The organism is Shigella sp. FC1544 (assembly GCF_001722145.1).
Lineage (GTDB): Bacteria > Pseudomonadota > Gammaproteobacteria > Enterobacterales > Enterobacteriaceae > Escherichia > Escherichia coli.
The window spans coordinates 1-17,139 of record NZ_MECT01000570.1; the positions used below are offsets into that span (position 1 = coordinate 1).

The 17,139-nt window shown below is 50.3% G+C and carries 20 protein-coding genes and 3 pseudogenes; 14 read left to right on the top strand and 9 right to left on the bottom strand.

Annotation, left to right across the window (positions count from 1 at the left end; genetic code table 11):
* On the bottom strand, nt 1-244 hold a 244-nt coding region (locus tag BGK49_RS22185; protein ID WP_000567704.1), incomplete at its 3' end, for a transposase.
* 10 nt (nt 245-254) lie between these two features.
* Here BGK49_RS22185 and BGK49_RS22190 point away from each other — a divergent pair.
* Nucleotides 255-1,346, top strand: coding sequence for a glutathionylspermidine synthase family protein (locus BGK49_RS22190; RefSeq protein ID WP_000202516.1), 1,092 nt, complete (start codon nt 255-257; stop codon nt 1,344-1,346).
* An 83-nt stretch (nt 1,347-1,429) separates the two neighbouring features.
* Nucleotides 1,430-3,055, top strand: a complete 1,626-nt coding sequence (locus BGK49_RS22195) for an isovaleryl-CoA dehydrogenase (protein WP_000558725.1) — start codon at nt 1,430-1,432, stop codon at nt 3,053-3,055.
* 116 nt (nt 3,056-3,171) lie between these two features.
* Here the strand turns inward: BGK49_RS22195 and yjfN are convergent, their stop codons facing one another.
* Together yjfN and bsmA are read right to left on the bottom strand one after the other, a co-directional pair.
* A complete protein-coding gene (yjfN, locus tag BGK49_RS22200) occupies nt 3,172-3,447 on the bottom strand; it encodes a DUF1471 family protease activator YjfN (RefSeq protein ID WP_000811566.1) in 276 nt (91 codons plus the stop codon).
* A 148-nt stretch (nt 3,448-3,595) separates the two neighbouring features.
* Nucleotides 3,596-3,925: a biofilm peroxide resistance protein BsmA gene (bsmA, locus tag BGK49_RS22205; protein ID WP_024259689.1), complete on the bottom strand. Its 330-nt coding sequence runs from the start codon at nt 3,923-3,925 to the stop codon at nt 3,596-3,598.
* 181 nt (nt 3,926-4,106) lie between these two features.
* Here bsmA and yjfP point away from each other — a divergent pair, with 181 nt between their 5' ends.
* Nucleotides 4,107-4,856, top strand: a complete 750-nt coding sequence (gene yjfP / locus BGK49_RS22210; protein ID WP_000569727.1) for an esterase — start codon at nt 4,107-4,109, stop codon at nt 4,854-4,856.
* Here yjfP and ulaR read toward each other — a convergent pair.
* Together ulaR and ulaG are read right to left on the bottom strand one after the other, a co-directional pair.
* Nucleotides 4,853-5,608 carry an HTH-type transcriptional regulator UlaR gene (gene ulaR / locus BGK49_RS22215; RefSeq protein WP_000133631.1) on the bottom strand — a complete coding sequence of 252 codons (756 nt, stop codon included), beginning with the start codon at nt 5,606-5,608 and terminating at the stop codon, nt 4,853-4,855. The genes yjfP and ulaR overlap by 4 nt on opposite strands.
* 107 nt (nt 5,609-5,715) lie before the next feature.
* Complete coding sequence (gene ulaG, locus BGK49_RS22220; RefSeq protein WP_005045327.1) at nt 5,716-6,780, bottom strand: L-ascorbate 6-phosphate lactonase; 1,065 nt, start codon at nt 6,778-6,780, stop codon at nt 5,716-5,718.
* A 400-nt stretch (nt 6,781-7,180) separates the two neighbouring features.
* Between ulaG and ulaA the strand changes: the two are divergent.
* From ulaA to BGK49_RS22255, 7 genes and pseudogenes are all read left to right on the top strand, one after another.
* Nucleotides 7,181-8,532, top strand: a pseudogene (gene ulaA, locus BGK49_RS22225) (PTS ascorbate transporter subunit IIC).
* A 15-nt stretch (nt 8,533-8,547) separates the two neighbouring features.
* Nucleotides 8,548-8,853, top strand: coding sequence for a PTS ascorbate transporter subunit IIB (gene ulaB, locus BGK49_RS22230; protein ID WP_000218360.1), 306 nt, complete (start codon nt 8,548-8,550; stop codon nt 8,851-8,853).
* Between the two features lie 9 nt (nt 8,854-8,862).
* Complete coding sequence (gene ulaC / locus BGK49_RS22235) at nt 8,863-9,327, top strand: PTS ascorbate transporter subunit IIA (protein ID WP_000776505.1); 465 nt, start codon at nt 8,863-8,865, stop codon at nt 9,325-9,327.
* A gap of 13 nt (nt 9,328-9,340) precedes the next feature.
* The gene (ulaD, locus tag BGK49_RS22240) at nt 9,341-9,991 is read left to right on the top strand and encodes a 3-keto-L-gulonate-6-phosphate decarboxylase UlaD (RefSeq protein WP_000056760.1); all 651 of its coding nucleotides are present in this window, start codon (nt 9,341-9,343) and stop codon (nt 9,989-9,991) included.
* Between the two features lie 9 nt (nt 9,992-10,000).
* Nucleotides 10,001-10,837, top strand: a pseudogene (gene ulaE / locus BGK49_RS22245) (L-ribulose-5-phosphate 3-epimerase UlaE).
* Nucleotides 10,837-11,523 carry an L-ribulose-5-phosphate 4-epimerase UlaF gene (gene ulaF, locus BGK49_RS22250; protein WP_001170825.1) on the top strand — a complete coding sequence of 229 codons (687 nt, stop codon included), beginning with the start codon at nt 10,837-10,839 and terminating at the stop codon, nt 11,521-11,523. Before ulaE ends, ulaF begins: the two are co-directional and overlap by 1 nt.
* Before the next feature lie 96 nt (nt 11,524-11,619).
* Nucleotides 11,620-12,171, top strand: a complete 552-nt coding sequence (locus tag BGK49_RS22255) for a YagU family protein (protein WP_000996726.1) — start codon at nt 11,620-11,622, stop codon at nt 12,169-12,171.
* 74 nt (nt 12,172-12,245) lie between these two features.
* On the opposite strand, the gene yjfY is transcribed toward BGK49_RS22255, so the two are convergent.
* On the bottom strand, nt 12,246-12,521 hold the full coding sequence (gene yjfY / locus BGK49_RS22260; RefSeq protein WP_000492914.1) for a DUF1471 family protein YjfY: 276 nt from the start codon (nt 12,519-12,521) through the stop codon (nt 12,246-12,248).
* 326 nt (nt 12,522-12,847) lie between these two features.
* Here yjfY and rpsF point away from each other — a divergent pair, with 326 nt between their 5' ends.
* The 4 genes from rpsF to rplI are packed head-to-tail and all read left to right on the top strand — an operon-like array spanning nt 12,848 to nt 14,287.
* Complete coding sequence (rpsF, locus tag BGK49_RS22265; protein WP_001216676.1) at nt 12,848-13,243, top strand: 30S ribosomal protein S6; 396 nt, start codon at nt 12,848-12,850, stop codon at nt 13,241-13,243.
* A 6-nt stretch (nt 13,244-13,249) separates the two neighbouring features.
* On the top strand, nt 13,250-13,564 hold the full coding sequence (gene priB / locus BGK49_RS22270; RefSeq protein WP_001296681.1) for a primosomal replication protein N: 315 nt from the start codon (nt 13,250-13,252) through the stop codon (nt 13,562-13,564).
* Between the two features lie 4 nt (nt 13,565-13,568).
* Entirely contained in the window at nt 13,569-13,796 is a 228-nt protein-coding gene (rpsR, locus tag BGK49_RS22275; RefSeq protein ID WP_000135199.1) for a 30S ribosomal protein S18, read from the top strand.
* A 41-nt stretch (nt 13,797-13,837) separates the two neighbouring features.
* Entirely contained in the window at nt 13,838-14,287 is a 450-nt protein-coding gene (rplI, locus tag BGK49_RS22280) for a 50S ribosomal protein L9 (RefSeq protein WP_001196062.1), read from the top strand.
* A gap of 70 nt (nt 14,288-14,357) precedes the next feature.
* On the opposite strand, the gene BGK49_RS22285 is transcribed toward rplI, so the two are convergent.
* The 3 genes and pseudogenes from BGK49_RS22285 to BGK49_RS22295 all read right to left on the bottom strand — a co-directional run.
* A complete protein-coding gene (locus BGK49_RS22285) occupies nt 14,358-15,152 on the bottom strand; it encodes a DUF2686 family protein (protein WP_005045437.1) in 795 nt (264 codons plus the stop codon).
* A 269-nt stretch (nt 15,153-15,421) separates the two neighbouring features.
* Nucleotides 15,422-16,699 (bottom strand): MFS transporter, encoded by a 1,278-nt coding sequence (locus tag BGK49_RS22290; protein ID WP_001033614.1) that lies wholly within the window; start codon nt 16,697-16,699, stop codon nt 15,422-15,424.
* Between the two features lie 140 nt (nt 16,700-16,839).
* Nucleotides 16,840-17,139, bottom strand: a pseudogene (locus BGK49_RS22295) (IS1-like element IS1X2 family transposase); the annotation flags it as partial.

Here is a 17,139-nt window from a genome sequence, read left to right on the forward strand (position 1 = left end):
CTTTAATCTGCTTCATGGCGGCAGCAAGTTCAGAGGCAGGAACAACCTGTTCTCCGGCGGCCACAGCAGTAAGACTTCCTTCCTGGTATTGCTTACGCCAGAGAAATAACTGGCTGGCTGCTACACCATGTTGCCGGGCAACGAGGGAGACCGTCATCCCCGGTTCAAAGCTCTGCTGAACAATTGCGATCTTTTCCTGTGTGGTACGCCGTCTGCGTTTCTCCGGCCCTAAGACATCAATCATCTGTACTCCAATGACTAGTCTAAAAACTAGTATTAAGACTATCACTTATTTAAGTGATACTGGTTGTCTGGAGATTCAGGGGGCCAGTCTAGCTAACAACGGTTTCGACTTTCATATCATCGACAATGAAATCTATTGGGACGAGAGTCGGGCTTACCGTTTTACTCTGCGCCAGATTGAAGAGCAGATCGAAAAACCGACTGCGGAACTGCATCAGATGTGCCTTGAGGTGGTGGATCGCGCGGTTAAAGACGAAGAGATCCTGACGCAACTGGCGATCCCGCCGTTGTACTGGGATGTGATCGCCGAAAGCTGGCGCGCACGCGATCCTTCGCTGTATGGCCGGATGGATTTTGCCTGGTGTGGCAATGCGCCGGTGAAGCTGCTGGAGTACAACGCCATTCAGGAACGCCTGATTTCGCGCTTTAGTGAGCTTTACAGTCGGGAACCGTTTTATTTTTGCTGCTGTCAGGACACCGATGAAGACAGGAGTACCGTGCTGTACTTGCAGGACTGCGCCCAGCAGGCAGGGCAGGAGTCGCGGTTTATCTACATTGAAGATCTCGGTTTGGGCGTCGGCGGCGTACTGACCGATCTTGATGATAATGTCATCCAGCGTGCATTTAAGCTGTATCCGCTGGAGTGGATGATGCGTGACGATAACGGTCCGCTGCTGCGCAAGCGTCGCGAGCAATGGGTGGAGCCGTTATGGAAAAGTATCTTGAGTAATAAAGGGCTAATGCCGCTGCTTTGGCGCTTCTTTCCAGGTCATCCTAACCTTCTTGCATCCTGGTTTGAGGGCGAAAAACCGCAGATTGCCGCTGGCGAAAGCTATGTGCGTAAACCGATCTACTCACGCGAAGGCGGAAACGTCACCATTTTCGACGGTCAGAATAACGTCGTTGACCACGCTGATGGTGATTACGCCGATGAACCGATGATCTACCAGGCGTTTCAACCTCTGCCGCGATTTGGCGATAGCTACACACTCATCGGTAGCTGGATTGTCGATGATGAAGCGTGCGGAATGGGGATCCGTGAAGATAACACGCTGATCACCAAAGACACCTCACGTTTCGTTCCGCATTACATTGCTGGATAAGAATGTTTTAGCAATCTCTTTCTGTCAGGAATCCATGGCAGTGACCATACTAAGGGTGACTGCCATTGATGGAGGGAGACACAGTGCACTGGCAAACTCACACCGTTTTTAATCAACCTATACCATTAAATAACAGCAACTTATACCTGTCTGATGGCGCGCTCTGTGAAGCGGTAACGCGTGAAGGTGCTGGCTGGGATAGCGATTTTCTAGCCAGTATTGGTCAGCAGTTAGGAACGGCTGAATCTCTTGAACTGGGGCGGCTGGCGAATGTGAATCCGCCTGAATTATTGCGCTACGATGCGCAAGGACGCCGTCTGGACGATGTGCGTTTTCACCCCGCCTGGCACCTGCTGATGCAGGCGTTATGTACCAATCGGGTGCACAATCTTGCCTGGGAAGAAGACGCTCGCTCCGGCGCATTTGTGGCGCGCGCGGCGCGTTTTATGTTACATGCGCAGGTTGAGGCTGGGTCGTTATGTCCAATAACGATGACCTTTGCCGCCACGCCATTGTTGTTACAGATGTTACCCACGCCGTTTCAGGACTGGACCACGCCGCTGCTGAGCGATCGCTACGATTCTCACTTATTGCCAGGTGGGCAAAAACGCGGTTTGTTGATTGGCATGGGAATGACGGAAAAGCAGGGCGGTTCCGATGTCATGAGCAACACCACCCGTGCAGAGCGTCTGGAAGATGGCTCTTATCGGCTGGTGGGGCATAAATGGTTTTTCTCGGTGCCGCAAAGCGATGCGCATCTGGTGCTGGCGCAGACTACGGGCGGTTTGTCCTGCTTTTTTGTGCCGCGCTTTTTGCCTGATGGGCAACGCAACGCGATTCGCCTCGAGCGGCTGAAAGATAAGCTGGGTAATCGCTCTAACGCCAGTTGCGAAGTGGAGTTTCAGGATGCCATTGGCTGGTTGTTGGGGCAGGAAGGGGAAGGAATTCGTCTGATCCTGAAAATGGGTGGGATGACGCGTTTTGATTGCGCCCTGGGTAGCCATGCCATGATGCGCCGTGCATTTTCGCTGGCGATTTATCATGCACATCAACGCCATGTTTTTGGTAATCCATTGATCCAACAGCCCCTTATGTGTCATGTCTTAAGTCGCATGGCACTTCAGCTTGAAGGGCAAACGGCGTTGCTGTTTCGTCTTGCGCGAGCGTGGGACCGGCGTGCCGATGCCAAAGAAGCCCTGTGGGCGCGTTTATTTACGCCTGCGGCAAAATTTGTGATCTGCAAAAGAGGTATGCCGTTTGTGGCCGAAGCGATGGAGGTGCTGGGCGGCATTGGTTATTGCGAGGAGAGCGAGCTGCCGCGGCTTTACCGGGAGATGCCGGTAAACAGTATTTGGGAAGGTTCCGGCAATATTATGTGCCTGGATGTGTTGCGCGTTCTCAATAAGCAAGCGGGCGTATACGACTTATTGTCGGAAGCATTTGTGGAAGTGAAAGGGCAGGATCGCTATTTTGATCGCGCGGTTCGTCGTTTACAGCAGCAGCTGCGTAAGCCAGCTGAAGAACTGGGGCGAGAGATTACTCATCAGCTATTCCTGCTGGGCTGCGGTGCGCAAATGTTGAAATATGCTTCTCCGCCAATGGCGCAGGCGTGGTGTCAGGTGATGTTAGATACGCGCGGCGGCGTACGGTTGTCAGAGCAGATCCAGAATGATTTATTGCTGCGGGCGACGGGGGGAGTGTGTGTGTAAGCGTATACGACTGATGCGACGCTGGTTTCGATTAACTCAATGAAATATGTGAAAATTGTAGGCCGGACAAGGCGCTCGCGCCGAATCCGGCATTGTTCATTTGCTGTAGATGACACTCATGCATACAGTATCGCCTGTACGCGCCAGTTATCAGGCTGCTGGTCTTCGTACATGGTAATAATGCGGTACCATGACGCACCTTGTTCATCGGCCTTTAACGCCACGATACGTTCCACGTCCTGCGGATCCCCTGAAATATTGCTAACTGAGATCTGACCTATTTCATTCAGGCCCGTCACGCAGTCAGCACTGGCGAATTCTGCAGACTGTGCCGTGGCGCTCGCAGGATAAGTCACTAATTGCAGCGAGGGTGAAGCAAGTAATTGTTTCATCGTCAGCTCCATTTTTCGTTTCCCCACATGTTGCAGGGCATTCCATCGCGGTAATAAACGCCCAGGCTTCCAGCCGGTAATTTATTGTGCACAGGTAAACGCATAGGGACGCAAAGCAATGTAAAGCTGACTATGTAAGTTGTCTGATTTATTTACGGTACAAAATGGCTTGTGAATACCACTGTCCTGTCACGATGGTTTCGTCCACCATGACGACAACGTAATAATCAGCTTTTGCAGCGACAGCTTTTGCTCTGATTTCTGCTAATGCGTCATCCGGAGAACCCCGAACCATCGTGCTTACGCTACCTATTCGCTGTAACCCTTGCGTCTGGTCGCGGCGAATCTCTTGCGGATGGTTCGTTACTGGCAGTGCTGGCTGTGGCGTACTTTGCAGTGCGCTACAGGCACTTAACATCAACACCAATAATAAACTGGCAAACCGGTAAATAACGCTATTACGTTTCCTGCTAACTATAGTGTAGTGCCTTATTAATTTAACTTTGGGGGAATGTTCCCGAATTGTTACCTAGTACGCGATTTTCGAATGAAAACGTGACGAAAGCGTAACCCACATCTCAACATTATGAACTAATACCGCCAGCAGAAACTTGTGCTAAGGATTTCTTCATGTCATACCAGACAAAAAGGAGAGACAGATGATTGAAATAGAATCACGCGAGCTGGCAGATATTCCCGTTCTTCATGCTTATCCTGTCGGGCAAAAAGATACCCCGTTACCGTGCGTAATTTTTTATCACGGCTTTACTTCATCCAGCCTGGTGTATAGCTATTTTGCCGTTGCGCTGGCGCAGGCTGGTTTGCGGGTGATCATGCCGGATGCGCCCGATCACGGTAGCCGTTTTAGTAGCGACGAAGCGCGGCGGTTAAATCAATTCTGGCAAATCTTGCTACAAAGTATGCAGGAATTCACTACTTTACGTGCGGCAATAGCCGAAGAAAACTGGCTGCTTGATGACCGTCTGGCAGTCGGTGGCGCGTCGATGGGCGCGATGACGGCACTGGGAATTACCGCTCGCCACCCCACGGTGAAATGTACCGCCAGCATGATGGGATCGGGCTATTTTACATCGCTCGCCCGTTCACTGTTTCCACCGCTGATACCTGAAACGGCAGCACAGCAGAATGAATTCAATAACATTATCGCGCCGCTGGCAGAGTGGGAAGCGACAAACCACCTGGAACAACTTGGGGACAGACCTCTACTGCTGTGGCATGGCCTGGACGATGACATTGTGCCTGCCGACGAATCACTACGTTTGCAGCAGGCCTTAAGCGAGACGGGACGGGATAAACTGCTAACCTGTTCATGGCAGCCAGGCGTGCGTCACCGCATTACGCCTGAGGCGTTAGATGCTGCCGTGACATTTTTCCGCCAGCATCTTTAAACACGCAGAATGCTGACCCCTTGCGCTTCCAGTTGTTGCAGGATTTCCGGGTTAGCATTTTTGCCGGTGATAAGCATATCGATTTGATCGGCACGGCTAAAAAGCATTCCCGCGCGTTCGCCAATCTTACTGCTATCAACCAGTACCACCAGTTTCCCTACCACGCTCAGCATCTTCTGCTCTGCCATTGCTGTCAGCATATCGGTTTTATACAACCCTTCTGCGGTCAGCCCTTTTCCGCTGGTAAACATCCAGTGCCCGGCATAGAGACTGTTTTCGCTGCCCTGCGGGCTTAAAGTGATGGACTGACTTTTGTTGTACTGTCCACCCATAATGATCACGCTGTCATGTTCTTGATCGATCAGGTAATTTGCCAGCGGTAGATAATTAGTGATGATTTGCACTGGCTTACCACACATTTCCCGCCCAAGCAGAAACGCGGTGGAGCCGCAGTTGATGACTACGCTTTCGCCCGGATTAACCAGCTGCGAGGCCGCTTTAGCAATACGTACTTTTTCATCGTGATTCTGCGCCTGATGCAGATTCATCGGCGTCCAGCGCGGGCGCTGTTGGGTAATAGCTTCTGCGCCATTGCGCACCTTTTTGAGTTTGCCGCTTTCGTCAAGTTTATTGATATCGCGTCGCGCAGTGGCAGGCGAAATTCCCAGACGCTCAACGACTTTCTCAACGGTCACAAAGCCCAATTGTGCGAGCATTTCCAGGAGGATTTGATGTCTTTGTGCTTCAGTCATGAGCTATTCCGATAAAATTTGATTTTTTTAGATGATATTTGAAATAGCCAGGAAATACTACGCCGGATAGCGCGAACTTCTCCACGCTATCCGGTATAAACGACAGATTACAGGAATGACTTGAACGGCAGATCCGGTTCAATAGTGAAGCAATCATCGAAACCGCGCGGATAGTGGTACTCGAGGTTGTCTTTATCCAGTGGCCAGGTAAATTTGCCGCCAACCTGCCAGATAAACGGCTTGAAGCCATACTTCAGACGATCTTTTTTCATCTCCCACAGCACGCGGATCTCTTGCGGAGCGGCCTGGAAGTTTGACCAGATATCGTGGTGGAACGGGATAACCACTTTCGCATTCAGGGCTTCACCCATACGCAGCATATCGGCGCTGGTCATTTTGTCGGTGATACCGCGCGGGTTTTCGCCGTATGAACCTAAAGCCACGTCGATCTGATGTTCGTTACCGTGCTTCGCATAATAGTTAGAGTAGTGGGAGTCGCCGCTGTGATACAGGGAGCCGCCAGGCGTTTTGAACAGATAGTTCACCGCGCGATCGTCCATGCCGTCCGGCAGTACGCCAGCCGCTTTTTGATCGGCAGGCAGGGTGATCAGTGCAGTACGGTCGAAAGCATCAAGCGCATGAATTTCAATGTCTTTCACTTTCACCACATCGCCCGGTTTGACCACGATGCAACGCTCTTTCGGTACGCCCCAGCCAATCCACAAATCAACGCAGGTTTTCGGTCCAATGAATGGTACGTCATCAGCACAGTTCTGCATCACGGCAGCAGCGACGTTAACGTCGATATGATCGTTGTGATCGTGAGTCGCCAGTACCGCGTCGATCTGGCGAATCGCAAACGGATCAAGAACAAACGGGATGGTGCGTAGGTTTGGCTGCAGTTTTTTCACGCCAGCCATGCGCTGCATCTGGTGACCCTGTTTCATTAACGGGTTACCGTGACTTTGTTTGCCAGTGCCGCACCAGAAATCAACGCAAACGTTGGTGCCACCTTCTGATTTCAACCAGATCCCGGTGCAGCCTAGCCACCACATCGCAAATGTGCCAGGGGCGACCTGCTCTTGTTCAATTTCTTCATTCAGCCAGCTACCCCACTCCGGGAAAGTGCTCAGGATCCAGGATTCTCGGGTGATACTTTTCACTTTACTCATCGCCATTTACCTTCATGATAGTTCAATTCGAATCAATATGTGATTGGTTTTGATTAATCCTGACACTATTTTTTCAGGAAGGCAATGACCATTTTTTGACTTTTTGCCAGGGAAGTTGTTGTTGATTTTGAGTGTGGAAAGATTTAATGGAATGTGTAGTTAAATTAACTAAATGAATTTAAATAAATTTAAATAAATAATTGTTTCGTTGTGTGAATCCCACTCTATCCGTATGGAATTATTTGCGGGTCGCGTCACATTTAATCATAAAATAATCTTGTTGTGATTACTTTTGAAAATTAGAGTGAGTGCACAACATTCCGGGTGTGCGGAATACCCGGTTACCTCTTCTTCAGGAGATCGTCTCTACAACATCTTTACCGTGTTTTTTAACCAGGTCATGACCAATGCCCCGTTGTTGCTGGGTATTGTGACCTGTCTGGGCTACATCCTACTGCGCAAAAGTGTCAGCGTTATTATTAAAGGCACGATTAAAACCATAATTGGTTTCATGTTGTTGCAGGCAGGGTCCGGCATCCTCACCAGCACCTTCAAACCGGTGGTGGCGAAAATGTCCGAAGTCTACGGCATTAACGGCGCAATTTCCGATACTTACGCGTCGATGATGGCAACCATCGACCGCATGGGCGATGCCTATAGCTGGGTAGGTTACGCGGTGTTGTTAGCGCTGGCGCTGAACATCTGTTACGTGCTGCTGCGTCGCATTACCGGTATTCGTACCATCATGCTGACTGGTCATATCATGTTCCAGCAGGCGGGGCTGATTGCCGTTACGTTGTTCATTTTCGGCTACTCCATGTGGACAACCATTATCTGCACGGCGATTCTGGTTTCGCTCTACTGGGGCATTACCTCCAACATGATGTACAAGCCGACTCAGGAAGTGACGGACGGCTGCGGTTTCTCCATCGGTCACCAGCAACAGTTTGCATCATGGATTGCCTATAAAGTTGCGCCGTTCCTCGGCAAAAAAGAGGAAAGCGTTGAAGACCTCAAACTGCCAGGCTGGCTGAATATTTTCCACGACAACATCGTCTCCACGGCGATTGTGATGACCATCTTCTTTGGTGCCATTCTGCTCTCCTTCGGTATCGACACCGTGCAGGCGATGGCAGGCAAAGTGAACTGGACGGTGTACATCCTGCAAACTGGTTTCTCCTTCGCGGTGGCGATCTTCATCATCACTCAGGGCGTGCGCATGTTTGTGGCGGAACTCTCTGAAGCATTTAACGGTATCTCCCAGCGCCTGATCCCTGGTGCGGTTCTGGCGATTGACTGTGCGGCTATCTATAGCTTCGCGCCGAACGCCGTGGTTTGGGGCTTTATGTGGGGCACCATCGGTCAGCTGATTGCGGTTGGCATCCTGGTCGCCTGCGGTTCCTCGATCCTGATTATTCCCGGCTTTATCCCGATGTTCTTCTCCAACGCCACCATCGGCGTGTTCGCTAACCACTTCGGCGGCTGGCGTGCGGCGCTGAAGATATGTCTGGTGATGGGGATGATTGAAATCTTTGGCTGCGTCTGGGCGGTGAAACTCACCGGTATGAGCGCCTGGATGGGCATGGCGGACTGGTCGATTCTGGCACCGCCGATGATGCAGGGCTTCTTCTCCATCGGTATCGCCTTTATGGCCGTCATCATTGTAATTGCACTGCTTATATGTTCTTCGCTGGCCGCGCACTGCGCGCAGAAGAAGATGCAGAAAAACAACTGGCAGAACAGTCTGCTTAATAAGGAGTTTTGATTATGACCGTACGTATTCTGGCTGTGTGTGGCAACGGACAAGGCAGTTCCATGATCATGAAGATGAAAGTGGACCAGTTTTTAACCCAATCAAACATTGACCACACGGTAAATAGCTGCGCGGTTGGCGAATACAAAAGCGAGTTGAGCGGCGCGGATATCATCATCGCTTCTACGCACATTGCGGGCGAAATCACCGTGACCGGCAACAAATACGTGGTTGGCGTGCGCAACATGCTCTCTCCTGCCGACTTTGGCCCGAAACTGCTGGAAGTGATCAAAGCGCATTTCCCGCAGGATGTGAAGTAAGGACGCGCCATGAAATTACGTGATTCGCTGGCGGAGAATAAATCCATCCGCCTGCAGGCTGAAGCTGAGACATGGCAGGACGCAGTAAAAATCGGCGTTGACCTGCTGGTGGCGGCGGATGTTGTCGAGCCGCGTTACTACCAGGCGATTCTGGATGCGGTTGAACAGCACGGTCCGTACTTTGTGCTTGCACCAGGCCTGGCAATGCCGCACGGTCGCCCGGAAGAGGGCGTTAAGAAAACCGGTTTTGCGCTGGTGACGCTGAAAAAGCCGCTGGAGTTCAACCACGAAGATAACGACCCGGTGGATATCCTCATCACCATGGCGGCGGTCGATGCCAACACGCACCAGGAAGTGGGCATCATGCAGATCGTCAACCTGTTTGAAGATGAAGAAAATTTCGACCGTTTACGTGCCTGCCGTACCGAGCAGGAAGTACTGGATCTCATTGACCGCACCAACGCGGCAGCTTAAGAAGGAATTGAAGATGTCATTACCGATGTTGCAAGTCGCGCTGGACAACCAGACTATGGATAGCGCCTACGAAACCACTCGCCTGATTGCCGAAGAAGTCGACATTATCGAAGTGGGTACCATTCTGTGCGTGGGCGAAGGCGTGCGTGCGGTTCGCGATCTGAAAGCGCTCTACCCGCACAAAATCGTGCTGGCAGACGCCAAAATTGCCGATGCGGGCAAAATTCTTTCTCGTATGTGCTTCGAAGCCAACGCTGACTGGGTGACCGTGATTTGTTGTGCGGATATCAACACCGCCAAAGGTGCGCTGGACGTAGCAAAAGAGTTTAACGGCGACGTGCAGATCGAACTGACCGGTTACTGGACCTGGGAACAGGCGCAACAGTGGCGCGACGCAGGTATTCAGCAGGTGGTTTATCACCGCAGCCGTGACGCGCAGGCCGCTGGCGTGGCGTGGGGTGAAGCCGATATCACTGCGATCAAACGTCTTTCCGATATGGGCTTCAAAGTCACCGTCACCGGTGGCCTGGCGCTGGAAGATCTGCCGCTGTTCAAAGGCATTCCAATTCATGTGTTTATCGCCGGTCGCAGCATCCGTGATGCCGCTTCTCCGGTTGAAGCCGCGCGTCAGTTCAAACGTTCCATCGCCGAACTGTGGGGCTAAGGAGCGGATATGTTGTCCAAACAAATCCCGCTTGGCATCTATGAAAAAGCGCTCCCCGCCGGGGAGTGCTGGCTGGAACGCCTGCGACTGGCAAAAACGTTGGGCTTCGATTTTGTCGAGATGTCGGTAGATGAAACTGACGAGCGCCTGTCGCGCCTCGACTGGAGCCGCGAGCAGCGTCTGGCGCTGGTGAATGCGATTGTTGAAACCGGCGTGCGTGTGCCGTCCATGTGCCTTTCTGCCCATCGTCGTTTCCCGTTGGGCAGCGAAGATGACGCGGTGCGGGCGCAGGGGCTGGAGATTATGCGTAAAGCCATCCAGTTCGCCTAGGACGTTGGCATTCGCGTGATCCAGCTGGCGGGCTATGACGTTTACTATCAGGAAGCCAATAACGAAACGCGTCGTCGTTTCCGTGACGGCCTGAAAGAGAGCGTTGAGATGGCGAGCCGCGCGCAGGTGACGCTGGCGATGGAGATCATGGATTATCCGTTGATGAACTCCATCAGCAAGGCGCTGGGTTACGCGCACTATCTCAACAACCCGTGGTTCCAGCTCTACCCAGATATCGGCAACCTGTCGGCGTGGGACAACGATGTGCAGATGGAGTTGCAGGCCGGAATCGGGCATATCGTCGCGGTGCATGTGAAAGACACCAAACCGGGCGTCTTCAAAAACGTGCCATTTGGCGAAGGTGTGGTGGATTTCGAACGTTGCTTCGAAACGCTCAAACAGAGTGGCTATTGCGGGCCGTACCTGATTGAGATGTGGAGCGAAACGGCGGAAGACCCGGCGGCAGAAGTGGTGAAAGCGCGCATGGCCAAAGCAGGCATGGTGGAGGCGGCATAATGCAAAAGCTAAAACAGCAGGTGTTTGAAGCCAACATGGATCTGCCGCGCTATGGGCTGGTGACCTTTACCTGGGGCAACGTCAGCGCTATCGACCGCGAACGCGGGCTGGTGGTGATCAAGCCCAGCGGCGTTGCCTACGAAACCATGAAAGCAGACGATATGGTGGTGGTCGATATGAGCGGCAAGGTGGTAGAAGGGAAGTATCGCCCGTCTTCTGACACCGCGACGCATCTTGAACTCTACCGTCGTTACCCGTCGCTCGGCGGCATTGTCCATACCCATTCAACTCATGCCACCGCATGGGCGCAGGCGGGGCTGGCGATCCCGGCGTTAGGCACCACGCACGCCGACTACTTCTTTGGCGACATCCCGTGTACGCGTGGATTAAGCGAAGAAGAGGTGCAGGGCGAGTATGAACTGAACACCGGCAAAGTGATTATCGAAACGCTGGGTGACGCCGAGCCGCTGCATACGCCGGGAATTGTGGTGTATCAGCACGGGCCGTTCGCCTGGGGGAAAGATGCCCACGACGCGGTGCATAACGCGGTGGTGATGGAAGAAGTGGCGAAAATGGCGTGGATTGCGCGCAGTATTAACCCACAACTGAATCACATCGACAGCTTCCTCATGAATAAACACTTCATGCGTAAGCACGGTCCTAACGCCTATTACTGGCAGAAGTAAGCAGTGCGCCCCGGAATTATTACCTCCTGCGGGATGTAATTGGTCTGATTCCGGGGCCGCTTCAGTTAAAAAATCGTATAAACAACAGGTGTTTTTATGGCTATCAATGGATTGTTTGTCAGAACGGATCCGCAACGTCGCCGCTATGGCGTTGCGTTACTTGTGGGTGTACTTTCAGGAATTATTTCAGCATTTGTTAAATGGGGAGCGGAAGTCCCCTTGCCACCGCGCACATTTTCCGGTGGTCGCGATGAATTTAACCCGCCGTATATCTTTCTACGGGATTATTTAGGTATCGACCCAACCCAAACTGTGTATACATTCTCGGAACATATTATCAACCCGGTGATGGTGACGCATATCATCTTCTCACTGGTTTTTGCGATAGGGTATTGTATTGTCGCGGAAATTTTCCCGAAAGTGAAATTATGGCAGGGGATATTAGCAGGGCTTATTGTGACAGTGGCAGTCCACGGTATATTTTGCCCGGCGCTGAATTTAACGCCGCCGCTCACTCAATTGCCTTTTGACGAATATGCCTCTGAAATCCTGGGGCATATTTTCTGGTTCTGGATAATAGAAATTATGCGCCGCGACTTACGTAATCGCATTACTCATGAGCCAGATCCGGAAGTCGCAATCCGGTGAATAACCGTATAAAAAAGCCCCCTGCGAAGGGGGCAAAGCAAACTATGGCAATGTTTCGTTGGTTATACCTGGTGCTAGCGATAAATATCCGCGCTGGCGTGCATATTGCCGTTACTCCCCGGTTCCCGCATCAGAATTACGTGGTAGTACGTTGCGCCCTGCGCATCTGTCTCTTCATTTAATGCCTGACGTGCTTCGCTTTCAGTGGCGAAATTATGATTGATATAAATCACGCCTAAGCTCTGTACGTCGTCCATATTTCTGGCCTGGTGGTTATTAATTTCAATGGCTGCCCATGTATTTGCACTTAGCAAAAGCACAGCCAGAAGGGCTAAAACGCGACTGAACATAGATACCTCCTCGACGGCTGACTTTGTGTGCTCTCCTCTGTGATGATCTTCTGATTTAATTTTAATCAATGATAAAGAAGTTGATGGTGACCATTTCTGATGCAGTTGTTCGAAAAAACACTGTGACGGAATGTGATGAACTTCAAATCAGCGAGTTAGTTCTTTTGAGCGAAAGATGAGATTTATTTGTCGGCTGGCCTTGAGTTTAGTGGGGCATACAAGTACTATAACGCGTCATTTTTCAGCCGACCTTTAACACGTTCCTTGCCTCCCCGGGATTCGGCTGACCCAGACAGGAGGCTGAATAATCCGTAAGGAGCAATTCGATGCGTCATTACGAAATCGTTTTTATGGTCCATCCTGACCAGAGCGAACAGGTTCCGGGCATGATCGAGCGCTACACTGCTGCCATCACTGGTGCAGAAGGCAAGATCCACCGTCTGGAAGACTGGGGCCGCCGTCAGCTGGCTTACCCGATCAACAAACTGCACAAAGCACACTACGTTCTGATGAACGTTGAAGCTCCGCAGGAAGTGATCGATGAGCTGGAAACTACCTTCCGCTTCAACGATGCCGTTATCCGCAGCATGGTTATGCGTACCAAGCACGCTGTTACCGAAGCATCTCCGATGGTTAAAGCGAAAGACGAGCGCCGTGAGCGTCGCGATGATTTCGCAAACGAAACCGCTGATGATGCTGAAGCTGGGGATTCTGAAGAGTAATTTCTGATGACCAACCGTCTGGTGTTGTCCGGCACCGTGTGCAGGACTCCCCTTCGAAAGGTCAGTCCATCAGGAATTCCTCACTGCCAGTTCGTGCTTGAGCATCGTTCTGTGCAGGAGGAAGCCGGTTTTCACCGGCAGGCGTGGTGCCAAATGCCCGTTATTGTTAGCGGACACGAAAACCAGGCCATTACTCACAGTATAACGGTCGGCAGTCGCATAACCGTTCAGGGGTTCATTTCATGCCACAAGGCAAAGAACGGACTGAGCAAAATGGTTTTGCATGCCGAGCAGATTGAATTGATAGATTCTGGAGACTAGCCATATGGCACGTTATTTCCGTCGTCGCAAGTTCTGCCGTTTCACCGCGGAAGGCGTTCAAGAGATCGACTATAAAGATATCGCTACGCTGAAAAACTACATCACCGAAAGCGGTAAGATTGTCCCAAGCCGTATCACCGGTACCCGTGCAAAATACCAGCGTCAGCTGGCTCGCGCTATCAAACGCGCTCGCTACCTGTCCCTGCTGCCGTACACTGATCGCCATCAGTAATCGGTCACGGTCCATTAATACGACTTTGAGAGGATAAGGTAATGCAAGTTATTCTGCTTGATAAAGTAGCAAACCTGGGTAGCCTAGGTGATCAGGTAAACGTTAAAGCGGGCTATGCTCGTAACTTCCTGGTACCGCAGGGTAAAGCTGTTCCAGCTACCAAGAAAAACATTGAATTCTTCGAAGCACGTCGCGCTGAACTGGAAGCTAAACTGGCTGAAGTTCTGGCAGCTGCTAATGCTCGCGCTGAGAAAATCAATGCACTGGAAACTGTTACCATCGCGTCTAAAGCTGGCGACGAAGGTAAACTGTTCGGTTCCATCGGTACTCGCGACATCGCTGACGCTGTAACTGCAGCTGGCGTTGAAGTGGCTAAGAGCGAAGTTCGTCTGCCGAACGGCGTTCTGCGTACCACTGGCGAACACGAAGTGAGCTTCCAGGTTCACAGCGAAGTATTCGCGAAAGTGATCGTAAACGTAGTAGCTGAATAATTCGTTATTCAACGAGACGTAAAAACGCCGACCATTGGTCGGCGTTTTGCTTTCTATTTTTCGTCAGGTATTAGTTTCGCAAGTAGATCCATTCACCATTCTCTTGTGTCCATAAGTCAGGATGGTTTGCTGGCGTTAGATGCATACGATCACTCCTTATGTCTCGGTCCTGCGGCACTCGCTCGAAACCTAAACCCGAGTAGATTGCTGCTGAATTTGATAAGGAACGCAGACCAATTTTCAAATCATGGGGTAAATCAGAATACGCGTTTAGCAATGCAGCAATGATGAATCCGAGGGCATTAGAAACGCCTGTAACAGTGCGAAGTTGGTCGATATAAAGATCGATTGTTGGTAGTTCAGATGACCAGCAATTAGGCATTTGGGCAGGAAGGGTTACAACGTATCCTATCGTTTGGCCGGTATAGTCTGGAGTACCATAACCAGGTCCCAAAACCACTTCGTGTATTGTGTATTTACTGTTGGGTTCGAAGGATTCGACATCTTGCAATAAATATTTCAGTTCTGCGGTTAACCTCGCACCCGCGTAAGCTTTATTGTATTTCTGGGCGTGAATATTATCTAATGTAGCTTCATGGTTCCATTCAAAAGAATTATCACCATTCATTGTTACTCCATCGTAAGCATTACACTTCGTTGCTAACTTATTGAATGCTTGCCAGTCAGAGAGATCTAGTTTGTGGATCTCAACAGTACGTCTGCCATCGCAATTATGATCTCTTCCACGATTTGACAGTAATGTAGCGCGTGCGTATTGATGAAATTTTAATTTTGCTGGTTTGTCGGTGGACGAAAAACGAGGTAAATATGCGGGGAATGAATAAATAGTTGTTGGTAATGTCATTTTATTGTTGCCTGTTTAATGTTTTTACAAATATCGCAGTTGAATGTTCAAAGAAAAAGAATTGATATTAATAAAAATAAGTTTGTTTTCTGAAGTGGTGAAAATAGCGGATGGTGAAAGATATTAATATCAAAAATCGCTCATCACGGATATAACGATGCACTAGGGAGGGGGGAGATGACTGACAACGCGTTGGTAAGCGAGGTTCGATAACTCAAGCTTCTTTAAAAACGCCATAACCTCAATTATAGCGTTTTTATTTAAAATAATTAGTGGGTAGCTAACTGTACTTGTGGTTCTTCATCTTTAACTTTGATAAGCGTCCACAACGCAATAGCACCAATAATGTCAAAGAAAGCCAGGGCAATAAAGAACGGCGCGAAGCCGATAATGTGAACGAATGCCCCGATGAACAGGTTGAAAATCAACTGACCGCTCCACGCACAGGCTCCTGCCATACCCACTGCGGTAGCTACTTCGTCTTTTTTGAACAGATCGCCACCCAGAGTTGCTGCTACAGTAGAAAGACATTGATGCGAGAACGCGCCAATACTAATCAGTAATACGGCAATGTAGGGATTTTCGACAATACTCACCAGGCCAATCGTCATCATAATGACGGCTGCAATAGTGAAGGTAATTCTTCGTGAGTTAATTAAACTCACGCCGCGATCGTGGAAGAACTTCGCGACAAAACCACTGGCTAAACAGCCGAGATCGCCCAGCAGGAAAGGCAGCCAGACGAACATGGCAATTTCTTTCAGGCTAAAATGCAGCGTTTCGACGAAGAAAATCGGCACCCAGAAGTTAATGGTTCCCCATGCCGGGTCTGCGAGAAAACGCGCGATGCCAATCCCCCAGAAATTACGTTGGCTGAGGATATGCTTGATTGACGTTTTTTCTTTCTTATCTGTTTTAAGATGCTGTTCTTGCCCTGATTCAATATAGTGGCGCTCTTCATCAGAAAGGCGTTTGGCATCTTTCGGATCTTTATAACAAAAGAACCAAAATAAAGCCGCGAGCAAAGCAAGACTACCTGAAACAATAAACGCAAATTGCCAGCTATGAAACATAATGCACCAGGCAATCAACGGTGGAGCAAGCATCGCGCCGAGTGAGGTGCCCATATTGAAAACACCTGTCGCCACGCCACGCTCTTTTGCCGGGAACCATGTTGATGCGGTTTTTACACCCGCCGGAATTGCCGACGCTTCGCTGAAACCCATCAGGGCGCGCATAAATGCCAGACCAGACCACGTTCCGGTTAGTGCATGGCCCATTGTCGCCAGGCCCCAAATTGCGGCACATATCGCAAAACTTAACTTCAGACCCACGGTATCAATAAAGAAGCCCATTACCGGTTGCCCTAATGTATAGGCCAACTGGAATGCACTGACAATCCATGAATATTGCTCTTTAGTTATTCCGGTTGTCTCCATAATCGTTGGAGCCGCAATACCTAACGCCGTTCTGTCCAGATAATTGATTACAGTGATAAAGCATACGAGGGCAATCATATGCCACCGGTAATTCTTTATTTTATTCATGTTTAAACCTTTTAATTATATTAATAAACCCTGGTTGTTGGTATTTCCGTGTAATAGGTAATAAAAATCAGGTACAGAGGAAATATTGAAAATTATTGTGTGTAAATTTCTCCCTTTAAAAAGTCGGTAATGACTCCAACTTACTGATAGTGTTTTATGTTCAGATAATGCCCGATGACCTTGTCATGCAGCTCCACTGATTTTGAGAACGACAGTGACTTCCGTCCCAGCCTTGCCAGATGTTGTCTCAGATTCAGATTATGTCGCTCAATGCGCTGAGTGTAACGCTTGCTGATAACGTGCAGCTTTCCCTTCAGGCGTGATTCATACAGCGGCCAGCCATCCGTCATCCATACCACGACCTCAAAGGCCGACAGCAGGCTCAGAAGACGCTCCAGTGTGGCCAGAGTGCGTTCACCGAAGACGTGCGCCACAACCGT